This window comes from Streptomyces buecherae (genome assembly GCF_014295035.1).
In the GTDB taxonomy this organism is placed as follows: Bacteria; Actinomycetota; Actinomycetes; order Streptomycetales; family Streptomycetaceae; genus Streptomyces; species Streptomyces youssoufiensis.
In genome coordinates this window covers 2534630-2550503 of sequence record NZ_CP060404.1, presented here as the reverse complement: position 1 = coordinate 2550503, position 15874 = coordinate 2534630, and the positions used below count along the sequence as shown (strand labels likewise).

At 66.2% G+C, this 15874-nt stretch carries 12 protein-coding genes; 6 read left to right on the top strand and 6 right to left on the bottom strand.

The features are described from left to right. Window positions 1–5: 5 nt before the first annotated feature. From H7H31_RS09435 to H7H31_RS09420, 4 genes are all read right to left on the bottom strand, one after another. A complete protein-coding gene (locus H7H31_RS09435) occupies window positions 6–1073 on the bottom strand; it encodes a tetratricopeptide repeat protein (RefSeq protein WP_222624950.1) in 1068 nt (355 codons plus the stop codon). Next, window positions 1070–2395 (bottom strand): ATP-binding protein, encoded by a 1326-nt coding sequence (locus tag H7H31_RS09430; RefSeq protein ID WP_187060874.1) that lies wholly within the window; start codon window positions 2393–2395, stop codon window positions 1070–1072. Before H7H31_RS09430 ends, H7H31_RS09435 begins: the two co-directional genes overlap by 4 nt. A gap of 107 nt (window positions 2396–2502) precedes the next feature. After that, complete coding sequence (locus H7H31_RS09425; RefSeq protein WP_187117858.1) at window positions 2503–3336, bottom strand: SDR family NAD(P)-dependent oxidoreductase; 834 nt, start codon at window positions 3334–3336, stop codon at window positions 2503–2505. Window positions 3337–3370: 34 nt separating this feature from the next. Then, window positions 3371–4870: an MFS transporter gene (locus H7H31_RS09420; protein WP_187059739.1), complete on the bottom strand. Its 1500-nt coding sequence runs from the start codon at window positions 4868–4870 to the stop codon at window positions 3371–3373. A gap of 291 nt (window positions 4871–5161) precedes the next feature. On the opposite strand from H7H31_RS09420, the gene H7H31_RS09415 reads away from it, so the two are divergent. The 3 genes from H7H31_RS09415 to H7H31_RS09405 all read left to right on the top strand — a co-directional run bounded on the left by H7H31_RS09415 (window position 5162) and on the right by H7H31_RS09405 (window position 8991). Next, the gene (locus H7H31_RS09415; protein WP_187117857.1) at window positions 5162–5656 is read left to right on the top strand and encodes a MarR family winged helix-turn-helix transcriptional regulator; all 495 of its coding nucleotides are present in this window, start codon (window positions 5162–5164) and stop codon (window positions 5654–5656) included. Window positions 5657–5883: 227 nt separating this feature from the next. Further along, entirely contained in the window at window positions 5884–6984 is a 1101-nt protein-coding gene (locus H7H31_RS09410; protein ID WP_187064530.1) for a hypothetical protein, read from the top strand. 141 nt (window positions 6985–7125) lie between these two features. Continuing rightward, window positions 7126–8991 carry a DUF2075 domain-containing protein gene (locus H7H31_RS09405; protein WP_232109754.1) on the top strand — a complete coding sequence of 622 codons (1866 nt, stop codon included), beginning with the start codon at window positions 7126–7128 and terminating at the stop codon, window positions 8989–8991. Between the two features lie 116 nt (window positions 8992–9107). Here the strand turns inward: H7H31_RS09405 and H7H31_RS09400 are convergent, their stop codons facing one another. Together H7H31_RS09400 and H7H31_RS09395 are read right to left on the bottom strand one after the other, a co-directional pair. After that, complete coding sequence (locus H7H31_RS09400) at window positions 9108–10988, bottom strand: DUF2075 domain-containing protein (protein ID WP_187064529.1); 1881 nt, start codon at window positions 10986–10988, stop codon at window positions 9108–9110. An 836-nt stretch (window positions 10989–11824) separates the two neighbouring features. Then, window positions 11825–12781, bottom strand: coding sequence for a DUF3800 domain-containing protein (locus H7H31_RS09395; protein ID WP_269475444.1), 957 nt, complete (start codon window positions 12779–12781; stop codon window positions 11825–11827). A 726-nt stretch (window positions 12782–13507) separates the two neighbouring features. Between H7H31_RS09395 and H7H31_RS09390 the strand changes: the two genes are divergently transcribed. The 3 genes from H7H31_RS09390 to H7H31_RS09380 all read left to right on the top strand — a co-directional run bounded on the left by H7H31_RS09390 (window position 13508) and on the right by H7H31_RS09380 (window position 15868). Beyond that, window positions 13508–14965, top strand: a complete 1458-nt coding sequence (locus H7H31_RS09390; RefSeq protein ID WP_187064527.1) for a hypothetical protein — start codon at window positions 13508–13510, stop codon at window positions 14963–14965. An 11-nt stretch (window positions 14966–14976) separates the two neighbouring features. Next, window positions 14977–15333 (top strand): hypothetical protein, encoded by a 357-nt coding sequence (locus H7H31_RS09385; RefSeq protein ID WP_052067380.1) that lies wholly within the window; start codon window positions 14977–14979, stop codon window positions 15331–15333. Between the two features lie 88 nt (window positions 15334–15421). After that, a complete protein-coding gene (locus tag H7H31_RS09380) occupies window positions 15422–15868 on the top strand; it encodes a GntR family transcriptional regulator (RefSeq protein WP_037747089.1) in 447 nt (148 codons plus the stop codon). Window positions 15869–15874 lie beyond the last annotated feature (6 nt).

The window sequence follows — 15874 nt, the reverse complement described above, 5'->3', positions numbered from 1 at the left end:
CGCCCTCACTTCGCCTTCTTCCGGTCGAACCAGATCGTGGCGGCCGTCGGCGCGAGGCCCACCCAGAACAACATCTGCGGCACCGTGCGCTCCGTCCACGGCACCTCCGCGATCAGCAGCCCGCACAGCAGCGCGAGCGCCGCCTGCGCGAGGACGATCCGGGACCAGGTGCCGCGCCGCAACACGGAGCGCACGTTGAGCTGCACGCCGGCGCGCAACCGCCGGTAGCGCCGGAAGGCCCCGAACGCCCAGATGGCCGCCATCACCACCAGCACCCACAACCGGGTACCGATCGGCACCGGCAACTCAGGCGCCTCACCCTCCTCCGGGAACAGGTTGACCATCGCGCCCGCGCACACCAGGCCAATCAGCGCGAGCCACCGGGTGCCGCGCAGCAGCCGGTACGTTGCCTGGTCGAGCCCGCGGGTCAGTGAGTACGAGGTGGGCGCGGTCGCCAGCGCGCCGGCGTACATCTCGGCGGCGTCGGCCGCCCGCACGCCGGGGGCCTTCGCCGCCCTCACCGTCTGGTACTCCAGAGCGAACGCGTTCGTCGGGTCGATCTGCAGGATCTGTCGCTCGATCTGGTCCATCCAGGCCGTGTTCTGCGCGACGCCGGCGAGCTTCCACAGCGTCATGTACGCGCCGACCTCCTCGGGCCCCCGCCGCACCGCCTCCCTGGCCAGGTCAACGGCCTCCTGCCAGGTCTCCTGGCGCGGCGGGAGGAACAGCAGCTCGGCCAGCAGCGAGTAGGCGGCGAAGTGCTCGGAGTTGAGACCGATCGCCGCCCGCGCCGCCTGCTGCGCCTCCTCCCACCGGTGCAGGCTGCGCAGCACGTACGCCCGCAGCAGCATCGCGTTGTAGTCCTCGGGGGCGATGGCCAGCGCCTCGTCCGTCGCCCGCAGCGCCTCCGCGTGGTCCTTCGTGAGCTGGTGGCACCGGCCGAGCCGGGTCCAGGCCCGTACGTCGGTGGGGTCCTCGGCGAGCCGCCGCGCCAGCAACGCCTTGGCGTCGTCGTACCGATCGAGTTCGATGAGGGCGCCGGCCTGTGCCGTCAACGGATGCTCGGTCGTCACAGCTTGCGCTTCCGCTTCAGGTAGGCGACCAGGTCGTCGTACGTCCCGCCCTCGTTGGCGTACATCGCCACGTTGCGCGCCGTCGCGAACCACGGCTCCGTCGAGGGCGCCACGGCCTTGGCCGCGCGCAGCAGGTCCGCCATGTTGATCAGGCGCACGGTGCCGGTACGGGCCGAGTCGAGCAGCGCGTGCTCGGCCGCCGCCTCGCACACGTGGGCCAGGTCGGCGCCGGACAAGCCGTCCGTGATCTTGACGAGCTTGCCCAGGTCGACGGACTCGATGGGCCGGTCCTTGAGGTGGTAGCGCAGGATGGCCTCGCGCGCCGGCGCGTCGGGCGGCAACACGAGGAGCGTACGGTCCAGGCGCCCGGGCCGGCGCAGCGCGATGTCCACGTCCCAGGGCACGTTGGTCGCGGCGAGCACGAACACACCCTCGTTCGCGGTGGCGTCCACCCCGTCCAACTCGGTCAGCAACTGGTTGACCGTGTTCCGCATCCCGGAGTGCTGCGTACGGCTGCGCTTGCCGCCGAGCGCGTCCAACTCGTCCAGGAACACCACACACGGCGCCTGTCGGCGGGCCGTCTGGAAGATCTCGTGCATGTTGCGCTCGGAGTTGCCGATCCACATGTCCAGCACGTCGTTGACCGAGACCGACAGGAAGTTGGCCCCCAGTTCCCCGGCGACGGCCCGCGCGATGAACGTCTTGCCACACCCGGGCGGCCCGTACAACAACAGCCCGCCGCGCAGGCTCTTCCCGTACAGCTTTCGAAGCTCCGGGTTGCGCAACGGCGCCAGGAACGCGGCCTCAAGCCGCTCCTTCACGTCCCGCATCCCACCGACGTCGGCCAGCCGCACCGTCCCGGGCGCGGCCACCTCCCACGCGTCGGCGTCGCCCGGGTCCCCGCTGCCGTCCACGGTCAGCGGCGCCTCCACGAAGCGCGGCGGCACGACGTCGCCGACCTCGTTCTCGGCCGCCTGCCAGTCGAACCCGCCACGCGGGGCGCCCGGGCCGGCGGTATCGGTGCTCGCGGCCTGGCCCGTGTTCGTGGCCTGGCCCGTGTCCGGGGCCGCGACCTGCGACGGAGCGGGTGACGGAGCGGGCGCCTGGGCGGCGGGCGGCGGGGCGATGGCGCGGGCCATGAGTTCGCGCGCCTGCGCGTGATCCGGCGCGTGCTGCAAGGCCACGGCCACCTCGGCCACGGCACCGGCCGCCTGCCCGGCGTCGAGCAACAACTCGGCGAGGTGCAACCGCAGCGCGACATCACCGGGCGTGGCCTGTACGGCCGCGCGCATGCTCTGTATCAGGGGAGTGTCCTCGGACATGAGCCCTACTCTACGTAGGCACCCGCAGCGGTCCGCAGTCGCCCGCCCCACCGCTCCGCACCCCACTTCCTCCCCACCCCGGGCCCCCGCCGCCCCCGTCGCAGGGGCTACCCGGGCAGCATGGCGCGCCGCCCCGGCGCGGCCGAGGACTGCATGGTCATACCGCCGTCCACAACGAGCAGTTGACCGGTCAGATAGCGGGACTCGTCAGAGGCGAGGAACACCATCGTGTGCCCGATGTCCTCCGGAGCACCCAGGTACGGCAGCGCGTTGCCCCGCTTCAACGCCTCGATGACGTCCTCCGGCAGATTCTTCTCCAGAGCGGGGGTCATGACGGCGCCCGGAGCGATCGCGTTGCAGCGCACGTTCTGCGGCCCGTACTGGACAGCGACCGACTTCGTGATGCTGACCACCGCCGCCTTGACCGCGCCGTACGAGGTCTGCAACACGTCGCCCACCAGCGCCGCCACAGAGGCCGTGTTGATGATGGACCCGCCCCCGGCGCGGATCATATGCGGCACGGCGTACCGCGCCCCCCACAGCGTGCTGCGCACATTACGGTCAACGGCCCGACCGAACTCGTCCATGTCCATACGCAACAGGTCCAGATCCTTCCGCGGATCGGTCCCACCGACGTGGTTGCAGAGCACGTGCAACGCCCCGAACTCGCCGACGGCCGCGTCCACCATGCCGGCGACCGAGCCCTCATCGGTCACGTCCACGGTGACCGGCAACGCCCGCCCACCCGCCGCCGCCACGAGTCCCGCCGTCCCCCGCGCGCCGCCCGCGTCGTAGTCGGCCACCACGACCCTAGCCCCCTGCCGACTCATCAACACGGCGGCGGCCCGCCCGATCCCGCTCCCCGCCCCGGTAATGACGGCAACCTTGCCGGCCAGCCGGCCTCCGCTGTTGGGCTCCTCGGTTTCCCTGAGATGTTCCATGACGCGTGGCGATCCTTCCGTCGTACGAGGCGGGTCAGCGGGTCTCGGTAGGGGTGGTGGTGCTCAGGGTGCTCGGGAGGTCCGCCGCCGGAGCCGAGGCCGGGGCCGGGCCCGGACCAGAGGCCTGCGGGGCGGCGGCAGGGCGAACGGCGCGCGGAATGGCCAGCGTGAGCAACAACCCCACAGCCGCGGCGACCATGGCGACCACGTACGTCACCCGGAACCCGTCCTCCGTCGGCACCTCGACCGGCCCGAGGCGCAGCGTCATGTTCGCCAGGATCGCGGCCATCACCGCACTGGAGGTGGAGGTTCCGATCGAGCGCATGAGCGCGTTGACCCCGTTGGCCGACGCCGTCTCGGTCACCGGCACGGCGTCCATGATCAGCGCCGGCATGGCGGCGTACGCGATGCCGACACCGCCGCTGACGATCACCGCCGTCACGACGATCTGCCACACCGCGGCCATCAGGAAGAGCCCCACCGCGTACCCGAGACCGATGACACCCACGCCGATCAGCAGCGACGTACGCGCCCCGTGCCGGGCGGTAATGCGCGTGGAGACCGGCGAAAGCGCCATCATCACCAGCCCACCGGGCGCCAACGCGAGCCCCGCCATGAGCGTGGACTGCCCGAGCCCGTACCCCGTCGCCTCCGGCGACTGGAGCAACTGCGGCAGCGTCAGCGACATCGCGTACATGGCAAAGCCAACCAGTATGGAGGCCAGGTTGGTGAACAACACGGGCCGCCGCACGGTCACCCGCAGATCCACCAACGGCTGCGCCACCCGCACCTCGTACGCCGCCCACAACACCAACACCACGACGCCGCCACCGAACAGCCCAAGGGTGCTACCGCTCGTCCATCCCCAGTCACCCCCCTTGGTCACCGGCAACAACAAACACACCAGACCCACCGCGAGTCCGGCCGCCCCCACGGTGTCGAACCGCTCGGCCGCCCGACTCGGCGGCGCCGGCAACAGGGCAACCACCAACGCGAGACACGCCACCCCGAGCCCTGCGGCCAGCCAGAACAGGACATGCCAGTCAGCGTTCTCAACGATGGCAGCCGACAGCGGCAACCCAACCGCCCCGCCAACCCCCAAACTCGCACTGACCAACGCCACGGCGCCGCCCACCCGCTCCGCGGGCAACACATCCCGCAACATGCTGATGCCCACCGGAATCACCCCGGTGGCCAGCCCCTGCAACACCCGCCCCACGATCACCGGTATCAGCGCATCGGACACGGCACACAACACGGAGCCCGCGACCAGCGAGACGAGACTGCCGACAAGCACCTTGCGCTTGCCGTACATGTCACCAAGCCGCCCCGCGATCGGCGTCACCACGGCCGCCGCGAGCAGCGTGGCGGTGATCACCCACGACGCGTCGGACGGCTCGGCGTCAAGGAGGCGCGGGAGCTGCGGAATGATCGGCACGACCAGCGTCTGCATGAGCGACACGACCACGCCACTCAACGCAATCACACCCGTCACGACGCCCGGCCCCACCGTACGGGGAGAGGTGGCTGACAACGTGGGAACTCCTTGCCCGGAGGGGCGCCGGCGAGGGCGCGCTGATGGGTGGGGGGAGGGGTTTGGGTGCGGGTTCGGGTACGGGGCCGGGCCCGGCAATCGAGTCCGAGCCACGCCGCCGCACACACACGGCAGGTCCGCCCGGGCACCCCGCACGCAACTCTCAATATGCACAGTACACACGATATGCATAATGCACAACGATGGTCAGCGGTGCCCCGAAACCGTGAGCCCATCAGCGATGATGAAACGAGCGAACCGAACCGGGACGAAACCGAGGGCAATCGAGGCATGAGCGACCAAGAGCAGCGGCTGAGCGACCTGGAACGAGAGATGACCCTGCTCTCCCGCCACTTCGTCGCCTCACGCGGCCCCCGCATCGGCCAGAGCCTGGACCGCTCCGCCTACGTCCTCCTGACCCGCCTCGAAGCCGGCGACCCGCTCACCCTCAAGGAGTTGGCGCACACCTTCCACGTCGACGTCTCCACCATCAACCGCCAGGTCAGCGCCATGCTCAAAAACGGCCTGGTCGAACGCATCCCCGACCCCGCCGGCGGCATGGCCCGCAAATTCCGCCCCACCCCCCTCGGCCTCGAACGCCTAGCCGCCGACCGCACCATCAGCCGCGCCGGCACCACCCGCCTCATCGAGGTCACGGGCTGGTCGGAGCAGAAAACCGAGCAGTTCGTCAGCCTGCTGATCGAGTTCAACCAGAGCATCGAACGGATGGAGGGTCTGACGTGGTCGCGTGGGGGCGCGGGGGAGGAGGGGAAGGGTGCGGGGTGAGGGGTTGCTCTCGGGTGGGGTGATGGCCAGCCGTGCCAGGAGGAACGGGCGACGTAGTGGGGCGCCTGCGCCCGCCGTAAGGTGAGTGTCGTCTAGCGGTTCGACGGGCTTCCCAAGGCGGACACGCCCCTTCCGCGCGAGGTGTCGCGTGTGGGGGCGTTGTGTATCTGGCGTGTCTGTCAGCCGCCGAAACGTACGAATTGCACGCTCGGGGAACTCTGAGGTCCGTGCTGTCCGAGGCCGAGAAGTCGCTTGGGCGTAGGTCGACGAGTGACGGAGAAAAAGACGCCTGGGCCCGCAGTCTGCCCGTCATCGCCGGAGACCTCGTGGAAATGGGACTTGACGCGGTAGACCTCATGGTCGAATGCGAGCTGCCCGGAGTCCAAGGGGAAGCGGACGTCATCCTGGCTGGGCGACACCCGGAGACCGGTGACCACTCCTATGTGGTCACCGAACTGAAGCAATGGCAGAGAGTGGCGACCGACCCAGACGACGACGAACGCTTCATCGTCGCCAACATGATCGGAAAACCGAAGCCCCACCCTGCCGAACAAACAGCCAGGACATGTCGGGCACTCCTGGCCTCCCATGACCTCTTCTCCGAGCCCCGCGACCGGCTGGTAGGCATGGCTTATCTACACAACGCCGCCGATCACCAGGTTGCGGACTTGCTGGCAGCTCCGCGCAACAGGTTGGCCTACGTGTTTACCCGAGACTCCCGCGGGGCGCTGAAGAGGTTCCTGCGCCGCAGGCTGGCGCCAGTGTCCGGCCGGGAATCCGTCGAGTTGCTGGCCGACAGCACACTGTTCGGCGCATACAGGCCGGATCAGGTAGGCCACCAGGGTCGGGTTCACCCGGAATTTCGTATCAGGAACGACTGGGACGGAGCGACGCACTGGGTGACCACCGTGCTACGCGCGACGTTCACGGCAGATCAGAAGTCGATAGTGCTGGTGACGGGCTTGTCGCGACTCGAGGCGTCACAACTGGCCATCACAACGGCTGAGTTCCTCCGCCGTGCCGGATACCGGGCCCGGCTCCTCACGCCGGAGGACGCATATGAGCCGCCGCGGTGCGACATGTTGTTGTGCGGGGAATCCACGCTTGAGCAGGCGTTGATCCGTGCGGAAAAACCTGCCGGGCGCGAGGTGTTGGGTCCGTACGTGCGGCGCCTGTTCGCCGCCGCTCAGGTGCCCGTGTTCATGCTGTCGACTGACCTGCCCGGGGTGAGCCGGGGACCGAAGGCGTTCGCCGCCGTACTACGGGAAGCGGCAGCCGATGCGGGGCTGAAGGCGCGGACGCTGTCGTTGGACAGCGACTTCCACTGAGTTGCCCCTCGGCTGGCGGTGAGAGGTGCTTACTCGGGCAAACGCCCGTTCGGTAAAGTTCCGGGCGTTACGTGCCGCATCCGACGGGCTTCCTACGAGGACACGCCCCCCGCGCGACGACTCTGTCTTCCTGGGGGACCTGTGGCCTTCAAGCAAACCTCCGCGCGAAAGCTGCTCGCCGAATCCGCTTTCGGGCAGCGCCCTTATGTCAACGAACTGAGGGAAAGGTACCGGATGACGTACCAGCGGCCTCCCTCCACCGCAGAGGTCAATTCCTGGGGACATAGCCTGGACGCGCTGGCCCGCCTGCTCGCCACGGCCGGCCTCGAGGACGTAGAGATGCTGGTCGAATTCGCGCTGCCGATGTGCAGCCTGCGCGCCGACGTGGTGCTCGCGGGGCGAGACCCGAAAACAGGTGATCCGGCCTATGTAGTGGTTGAGCTCAAACAGTGGAGTAGGGCACGGCTGATCCCGGGCTCCGACGAACTCTGCGAGGTCATCGGCTTGCCCCGGCGAGCCACGCTGCACCCGATCGCCCAGGTGACCCGGTACTGCGAGTACCTCAGAAACTACGCTCTGGTCCTCGAAGGGCACGGCGAACGCGTCACCGGAGTGGCCTACCTGCACAACGCCGAGAGCGAGGGGATCGCGGAACTCCTCACCACACCGGGTGCCGACAACAGGCTGTTCACCCGAACCACCGAGGACGACTTCGTCCGGTTTCTGCGGGAAACCCTCTGCTTCGACGACAGCAACCAGGTCGGCGACGAACTGCTCGCAAGTCGCTTCGCTCCGAGCGAGGCGTTAATGAAGGTCGCTGCCGACGAAGTGCTCCACCGTAGCCATTTCACGCTCATCGGTGAGCAGCACACGGCCTTCTCTCTCGTGATGCGCACTCTCAGAATGGCTCATGAGCGACCCTCCGGCACCAAGGAGTTGGTGGTCGTCGCCGGCGGCCCGGGATCAGGTAAGAGCGTGATCGCCCTTTCTCTGATGGGAAGCCTGTTGCGTGACGGCTATCCGGTGGCGCACGCCACGGGCTCCAGGAGTTTCACCCGGACCCTGAAACAACGGATCTCGAACAACGACAGGGACAGCGGCAGCCTGTTCACGTACTTCAACAGCTTCACCGGCGACAGGTCCAGCGGACTCGCCGTCCTCATACTCGATGAGGCGCACCGGCTGCGGGAGACCTCCAACGGAGCACCGCTCGGCAGCAAGTGGGGGGTCAGGCGGCAGATCGACGAACTGATAGACGCCGCTCTGGTCCCGGTCTTCCTGCTCGACCAGCACCAGGTGGTGCGACCCGGCGAGACGGGCTCCCTCCAGATGATCGAGGAAGTGGCGGCCAAGCGCGGACTCACGGTGCGGCACGTCGACCTCGACGGCCAGTTCCGCGCCGGCGGCAGCCGTGCCTACGAAACATGGGTGCTCCGCCTGTTGAACATAGAGCCCGGCGGCCCCCTCGAGTGGAAGGGGGACGAGGGTCGCTACGCCGTACACGTCGCAGAAAGCCCCGAGGAACTCGAGGACTTCCTGCGCCAAAAGCGCTCCAGCGGCGAGGACGGACGTATCACGGCGGGATTCTGCTGGCCGTGGAGCGACCCGAACAAGGACGGTTCGCTGGTGAACGACGTGAAGATCGGCTCCTGGGAGCGCCCCTGGAACATCAAGGGCTCGAGCGGAGTGGGCGGTCTGCCCTCATCGGACCTGTGGGCGACAGATCCAGCGGGCTTCGGACAGGTCGGCTGCATTTACACCGCCCAGGGCTTCGAATACGACTGGAGCGGCGTCATCATCGGCGACGACCTGGTGTGGCGCGAGCAGGGTTGGCAGTCGGTTCCGTCAGCCAGCGAGGACGCGGTTCTCGACAACGCACCCCCGCACGAATTCCACCGACTGATCCGCAACACCTACAAAGTGCTCCTCACTCGGGGAATGAAGGGCACCGTGCTGTATTCGACCGACCCGGCCACACGGGAGTTCCTTCGCGCCCTCATCCCCTGAGCGCTCGGGACATGGCGCGCCGTCCCCGCCCCGCCGGGCGCGGGTTCGCGGCCCGGTGCTCCCACCGGGCCGCTCTCCGCGACCATCCAGCGTCTCTCACCGGGGAGCGAGCGCAGCTACGCCGTCACCGGTGACGCCGATCGAGTGACCAGTTCCCGGAGCTTTTCCTGCGTCTCCGCGTCGGTCGAGTACAGAATGGTCCCGACCATGCCGCGCGTCAGCAGCACCTTGTACGTGTTGCGAACAAGCCTTTTCACATCGTCTTCCGAAACGGCCCGCTTGAACACCGGGTCCTTGGAGGCGGAGAGGTTCACCTCCCACTGGTCAGTTCGCCACACCAGGTCGGGCCCGAAGATCACCCCGCTCCAGTCGTACTCAAAACCCTGAGCGGTGTAGACGCACCCCACCTGACCGAACCCGGCCGGGTCCGTGGCCCACAGCGCGGACGGAGGAGCGCCCATCACCGAGCGGTCACCCTTGAGGTTCCAGGGGCGCTGCCAGTCACCGATCACCACGTCAGCGGGCAGTTCCTGGCCGGGCTTGGCGTCCGACCACTTCCAGCAGTAGCCGGCCGACATGCGCGCTCCGTACCCTTGCGCCCGCTTCGCCTGCAGGAACTCCTCCATGGCCGCTGGCGAGTCGGCGACCTCCAGCTCCATGCGTCCGTCCGGCTCCCACTCCTCGGGGCCGTCCCCCTCGATCCCGAGGAGTCGCACCACCCATCGCAGGTAGGCGTCACTGCCACCGCACCGGTACTGGCTGTCCAACGATACGACTCGGCACGTCAAGCCCATGGCGGCCGCGGCAGCCTCGATCTCCGCCACGGTCCCCATTTCCCCAGGTCGTACGACCTGGTGTTGGTCGAGCAGGAAGACCGGCACGCGAGCCACGTCGATCAGTTCCCTGACCTGCGGCTTGCCCGTACGGTGCTCGGCGCGCGTGTAGCGGTTGGCGGACGTCTCGCGGATGCGGTGCGCCTCGTCGCAGAGCAGCACGTCGATGGTGTTGGGCTCGGCGGTCATGAAGCTGTTGAAGTACTTGAACAGATCCTGGACCTCACGCTTCCGCGCGCCAGCGACCTTGCGCATCGTCTTGGTGAAGGACTGCGACCCCGTGGCGTGCAGCGCCGAGACGCCCCGCCGGTACATCTCACCGAGCACGGAGAGCGCGATGACACTCTTGCCCGTGCCTGGCCCCCCCGTCACCACCAGCACCTGCTTGTGGTGGGACCGGTGCGCGTCCCGCACGGCGCGGAGCACGAGTTCGTACGCGACCTGTTGCTCGTCCAGCAGCACGAACTGCTCGCGGTCTCGCACCTCGTCGGCGGCGACCGCCATCAACTGCTTCGACGGTTGGACCTTGCCTGCCAGGAAGACATCGGCGGCCTCGGCCCCCGATTCGGGGGCGAGCCGCGACGTCAGGAACGCGAGGAACTTGCCTCGCCGCTCAGCGGTGAACATGCGTACACGTTCGTCCGTTTCGGCCGCGTCCAACCCGGCCACCCCGAAGTCGGTGGCGTTGTGGAGATAAGCGACCCCGCACATGCGCTTCGGATGGTTGGCCAGTGCTCCGTTGAACGACACCAGATAGTCGCAGTACCTGCGGACCTGCTCGATCGGATTCAACACGGGCCGTGAATAGGCATCCACCCGACACAGCACGAGGTCGTCATCCTCGTCGGGATGCGCCTCGCTCCACTGCTTGAGTTCCACGACCACATAGGAGGGTTCGCCGGTCCTCGGATGAACCCCCGCGAGCACGACGTCGGCACGCTTGCTGGTCAGCGGCAGACCGTATTCGACGAGCATTTCCACCTGACCCAGCCCCGCGTCGAGCAGCGCGCTGGTGAGCGCCGGAAGGCTGCGGTTCCACGACCGGACCTCGGACTCGCCGGGGCGGTAGCCGTGGCGGTGCACGAACTGCTCGATCAGATGCAACTCGAGTGAGCCCTCGAGAAGTCGGGCGGCGATCGAAGACGCGGAATCACGAATGAGCAAGGCGAACCCCCAGGCAACGCATGCGACTGGAGCGGGTGGGGGCGTGTCCCTCAGGCCGCTGGACATATCGCCAGTGGGGAAGGGAAGCCCGGCGGGCCGCTTGATGAAGGGACAACCACTCTAACTGCGCACGAGCGGTCAGTTTCTGCACAGACCGAGGGGGCCTCGCGGCCCCCTCGCCCTGCAGGTTGTGCTGATAAAGGCTTGGCACGCGACCGTGTCAAGACGTGAGCGGACGAGGCGTGTTGCCGCTCGGTAGACGCTCGGACGCCTGCCAAGGTGGTCGTCGCGCATGTGCGGAACTCGCTTATCCCGGCCGAGGAGTTGGCGAGTAAGGCGCGAGGCGAGGAGCAGGGACGAGTGGTTCTCCCGAGACGCCCAGGGCTCGAGCATCCGAAAGGAAAACGTTTCTGCGTGGTGCTGCGCCTAGCCGGCGATGATCACCGTGACGACAACTAAAGAGTGGACGGCGTGTGGGGCGCCAGCTCGGCGAGAGACCGTGCCACATGCGACGGGCTCGCGGTGGAGGACCTTGGCGGCAGATGGCCAGTGGTGCGCGCATGCGAGGCGCAAGGGGAAGACGAAGGCACGGAGGCCCTCCATTTCGAGGTGGGGGACTTTCCCGGTGGGAGTCCGTCGTGATCGAAATTGTTCGGACGAGACCCTACGACTCGGACCGAGGATGAGCAAGAAGCTTCACCTGTGATCGTATAGAGCGGCAGCGACACCACAAACCGCACAGTCGTGATCGCTCGCCAACCGCCTCTCGCCCTGTGCACCGGAGACGAACCCGTGCGAACCGTGCGGACTGCGGCGGACCCATTCGCTCCGCCCCGTCACGGGGCGGGCGCCGCCGACTCCGGGAACGAGGCCACGGCGGCCAGATCGCGGGTCGACGCGTGCCCTTGGATGTCGTGAAGCGACTGCCTCACCACATGCGGGGCTGGCTCGAACAGCCTGCGGGCCGACTGCTGCCCCCGAGCGTCCGACACCACAATGCCGCCGGTCCACTTCCCCTGGCCGTCCTGGTAGCGGTACTGAAGCTTCCCGAGCCGCGGGCAGTGCCGCTCTCGTACCTCGGCGAAGCGAGGATCACAGTGCACGTTGCCGACCAGGTCCGCGGCGTACGTGGCGGCGGCCGAGGGCGCCAGGATCGCGGACACCAGGAGGTCGGCGATCTGCAGGCCAAGGTGGGTGTTGCTGTGCCCGAAGACGGGGGACTCGGGAAGGTGCGGTAGCTCATCACCGTCTTTGCTGAACTTGCGTGCGGTGATGCCGTGCACACTGCCGGCGTTGTCCGACGGGTTCCGACTGTCGAGTACGACGATTCCGCTGGCCGCCCGTTCAGCGAGGTAGTTCTCAAAGCTCTTGCAGAGCACGGCGATCGAAGACGCGTACAAGTCTTCTTCGTCATAGACGACGCTGTTCTGCTTCACCCAGACGCGAGCCAACACCGTGCAGTGGTGTTGCTCGAGCAAGTTGAGCAGATGATCGAGAAAGCCGTGCGCCGCGCGGCGCTGCTTGCGACCGGTGCGGCGGAAGGACTTGCGGAGGGTCTCGCCCTTGACCTCGTGGTGCACGACGTCCCGCAGGGTGGGCCGAGTACGCAGCTCCGGTCGGAACCGCTTCTTCAACTCGATGAAGTCCGAGGCGAGCGCCGTAAGGAGCTCCTCCGGAACAGTGAACCCGCCGATGACCATCACGGGAACCGAGTCGGGCACGTCAGGGTTGAGAACCTGAGCGGTGCCTGACTCATCGATGTAGCACAGATACAAGAACGAGCCCCCAAGCACAGAAACAGCTATGGCCGACCCCGAAAACCCGGGCGACGGCCATAGGAGGTGCCACGCCGACACGGTCGGTCGCAGCGAGGTGTTCGTACTGTTGCGTAGCGTAGGCGAGGCTGGTTGGTCAGACAACACCACGGCTCGTACCCGTCCGTATCTGCCTGGTTGCCGAGCAGCGGCGCCCCGGCGGGGCGGGGTCTCCACGACACGCCAGCGGGACCACGTGGAGACGAAGGGCCGTCCGGGATGCCTCTGCCCCGTCCGGCTTCCGTCCCGACGCGTGGCTCCCTCACGGTGCCACCGACGCCGACGCGGCGAGACCACCGCCTGACGGAGCAGCCCGCTGCCGGCCAACCCATCAACGCAAAGACCCCGCCCCCAGCGATTCCACTGGTGGCGGGGTCCTTGTCACACTTGCACAGCTACAGTTACACACTGTGCCCCCGGCAGGATTCGAACCTGCGCACACGGCTCCGGAGGGGATGTCCACGCGTGCCCGAGAATGCAGTCTGACCTGCGCTTTCGTCGCACTGTCTGTTGGGTGATGCTGATCTCTATCGCGTACCGTGCGCTGGGTGAGCGTTACTCAGCTTGCTGGGCACAAGGCGGGCGGCTGACTCGCGTGGCCGGCGGTGCTGTGGCGAGGCAGCGAAGGGCTGGCCAGCCGTGTACGCGGTGTGGTGTCAGTGGTCGCGGGTAACATGCCGTCACTCGTCAGGGATGGGTGGGGCAATGGCAATGTCTGCGAATGATCACGAAGAGGAGCCTGCAGCGACCGACGACGTTGCGGAAGCAGGCAGAGGAAGCGACAGCGGAACCATTAATCCGCGACTGAGCGATGTTTTCGACTTGACGATCCGCCAGGATGAGGTGAGCTTTGTCATCCCGCATCTCAAGGAGGATCTTCCGCTCTCGATTGACCCATTCCTTCTGTGGAAGTCAGAAAGCGTAGAATACGCTGCCCTGCATGAAATCCTCCTGAGTTTTGTTGAAAAAGTTCGGTCGGAATCTGTCGGGGGTGGCGAGACGCGGGCACGGCTACTTCTCTCCGAGGTTGCGGAGCCTGTGGAGCTAGGGCTCGGATATGCGGCTGGAACAAAGAGGGGATCTGCTCTGGGGCCAGCCTTGAGGGCTGCCATTACCGATACTTTCCGTGACACTCCGCAGCTCAATGCAGGCGGAATTAATCATATTGAGCTGCTCGCGCTTCTGGTGCCTAAGATCGCTGAAGATCGCATCAGTGATATCACTGCTTCGGTCCTCAAGAAATGGCTTACGGACTACAGTGGTCAGCAGGCGAGACAGCTTGGCATTCCAACTCGAAGCTTCAGAATGGTTGGCTGGGACGGCGACCGGCTCGATTGGATTCCGTTTACATGCCAGCTTCCGTACAATCCCGTTGATGGATCTCCCATAATTCTTTGCCCGCTCGACCTGCTGCGTCGCCTGCCGTGGATTAATTACGTGGACTACTATCGGAGTACGTATGCACCCCTGGTGCTTCCTCCGGGGAGATCCAGGAAGGCGGTACCTAAAGAATCTGTGCTGGCGTATAACCGCGCTCACTACGACACGGTGCAGACGTACGTAGCTTCGCGAGAGGCCAATGCCTCGCTCTGTACTCCTGATCCACTCTTCACGCCGCTACGCTTCACGACGCTCCAACGAAAGCTGGCTGAGCTGCGCAAGTTGCCGACAGGTAAGACAGGGGGCGCTGACAAGCAGTTCGAGGATCTGGCGTTCGACCTTCTCTCCTCCTTGCTCTATCCGGAGCTCGATCTCGCCGCCGACCAAGTTCGGACGATAAGCGGGGCGCATATTCGTGACGTGATCTTCCACAACGACAGAAAGACTGCTTTCCTGGGTGATTTGCGAGATCAGTACGGAGCTCGCCAGATCGTCGTCGAATTGAAGAACGTGCGGTCCTTGGAAACTGAGCATGTGAATCAGCTGTACCGCTATTTGGATGACGAAGAGATCGGAAAGTTCGGAATTCTTCTGGCGCGCAATCCCATGCCGCGCAACGTGGCCCAGAATATTGTGGATTTGCACTCGTCCAAGCGGGCGGCAGTGCTGTGTCTTGATGATAGTGACCTTGAGCTGATGCTTCAGTTGATGGAGTCTGGACGTCGGCCGATTGAAGCTATTCGAAAAAAGTATGTAGAGTTTACTAGAACTCTACCGAAGTAGGAGGAGTCGCAATGGCCCAGCCAACTGAAGAGCAGGCTGAAACGTACGACCGTCTAGTTCCAATGCTGACGGCCGCTCATAGGGAGATGAGTGACCTTTCAAAGAAAAAGCAGGATGGCATTGTCAATTCGCTGAAAATTAGGAACATTAATAGGCTCTTGGATGAACTCCTTAAAGTTCTCGGCGACGATCCGAGTCGGGATTTTATCGAGAAGCTGGACGAAGATACCTTGCCGCAGAACAGTGACGTAGTCCTGCTTCTGAGTCAATGGCAGGCCGCGCTTGGCCAGTTCAAGAGACGGCACTACGGGCGTGACCGCGCCACATTCGAAGATCGCTGGTTTACGGTCGAAAATCCGAGGTCTTAAGCCCCGAGGTTGCTGCCTTGGAGTCGAGTGGACGTGGGAAGCTTGTTCTTGACTGCCCGAGTCCAACCTGATCGCGGAAGGGGAGGCTGTGCCACAAGCGAGTCCGCGCGGCACGTATCTGCAAGTCTCTGAGGCGTTGCGCCAACAGATCGAGTCGCGTGACGGGGTGAGTGCCTTGCCGTCTGAGGCTGCCCTCATGCAGGCACATGGCGTCTCGCGGAATACCGTCCGCCGTGCTCTGAAGGTGCTGGAGGCCGACGGTGTCGTTGAATCGGCCCCCGGCATCGGTTGGCGCGTCCTCCAAAGCGGTGACCGACGTTCTTTGGCACAGCGGATGACGGACTTGATTGCAGAGGACTCCCTCGCGGTGGGCGACACCTATCCCTCCGAGGCGAAGCTGTGCGAGCGGTTCGGGACCTCCCGCACCGCTGTGCGTCGTGTGCTCGCTCAGATGGAGGGAAACGGCCTGCTCGCCACGGTCCACGGTAAGGGCCGCACCGTGCGCGCTCTGCCGACGCCCACCGCGCGGCCGTAGTCTTAG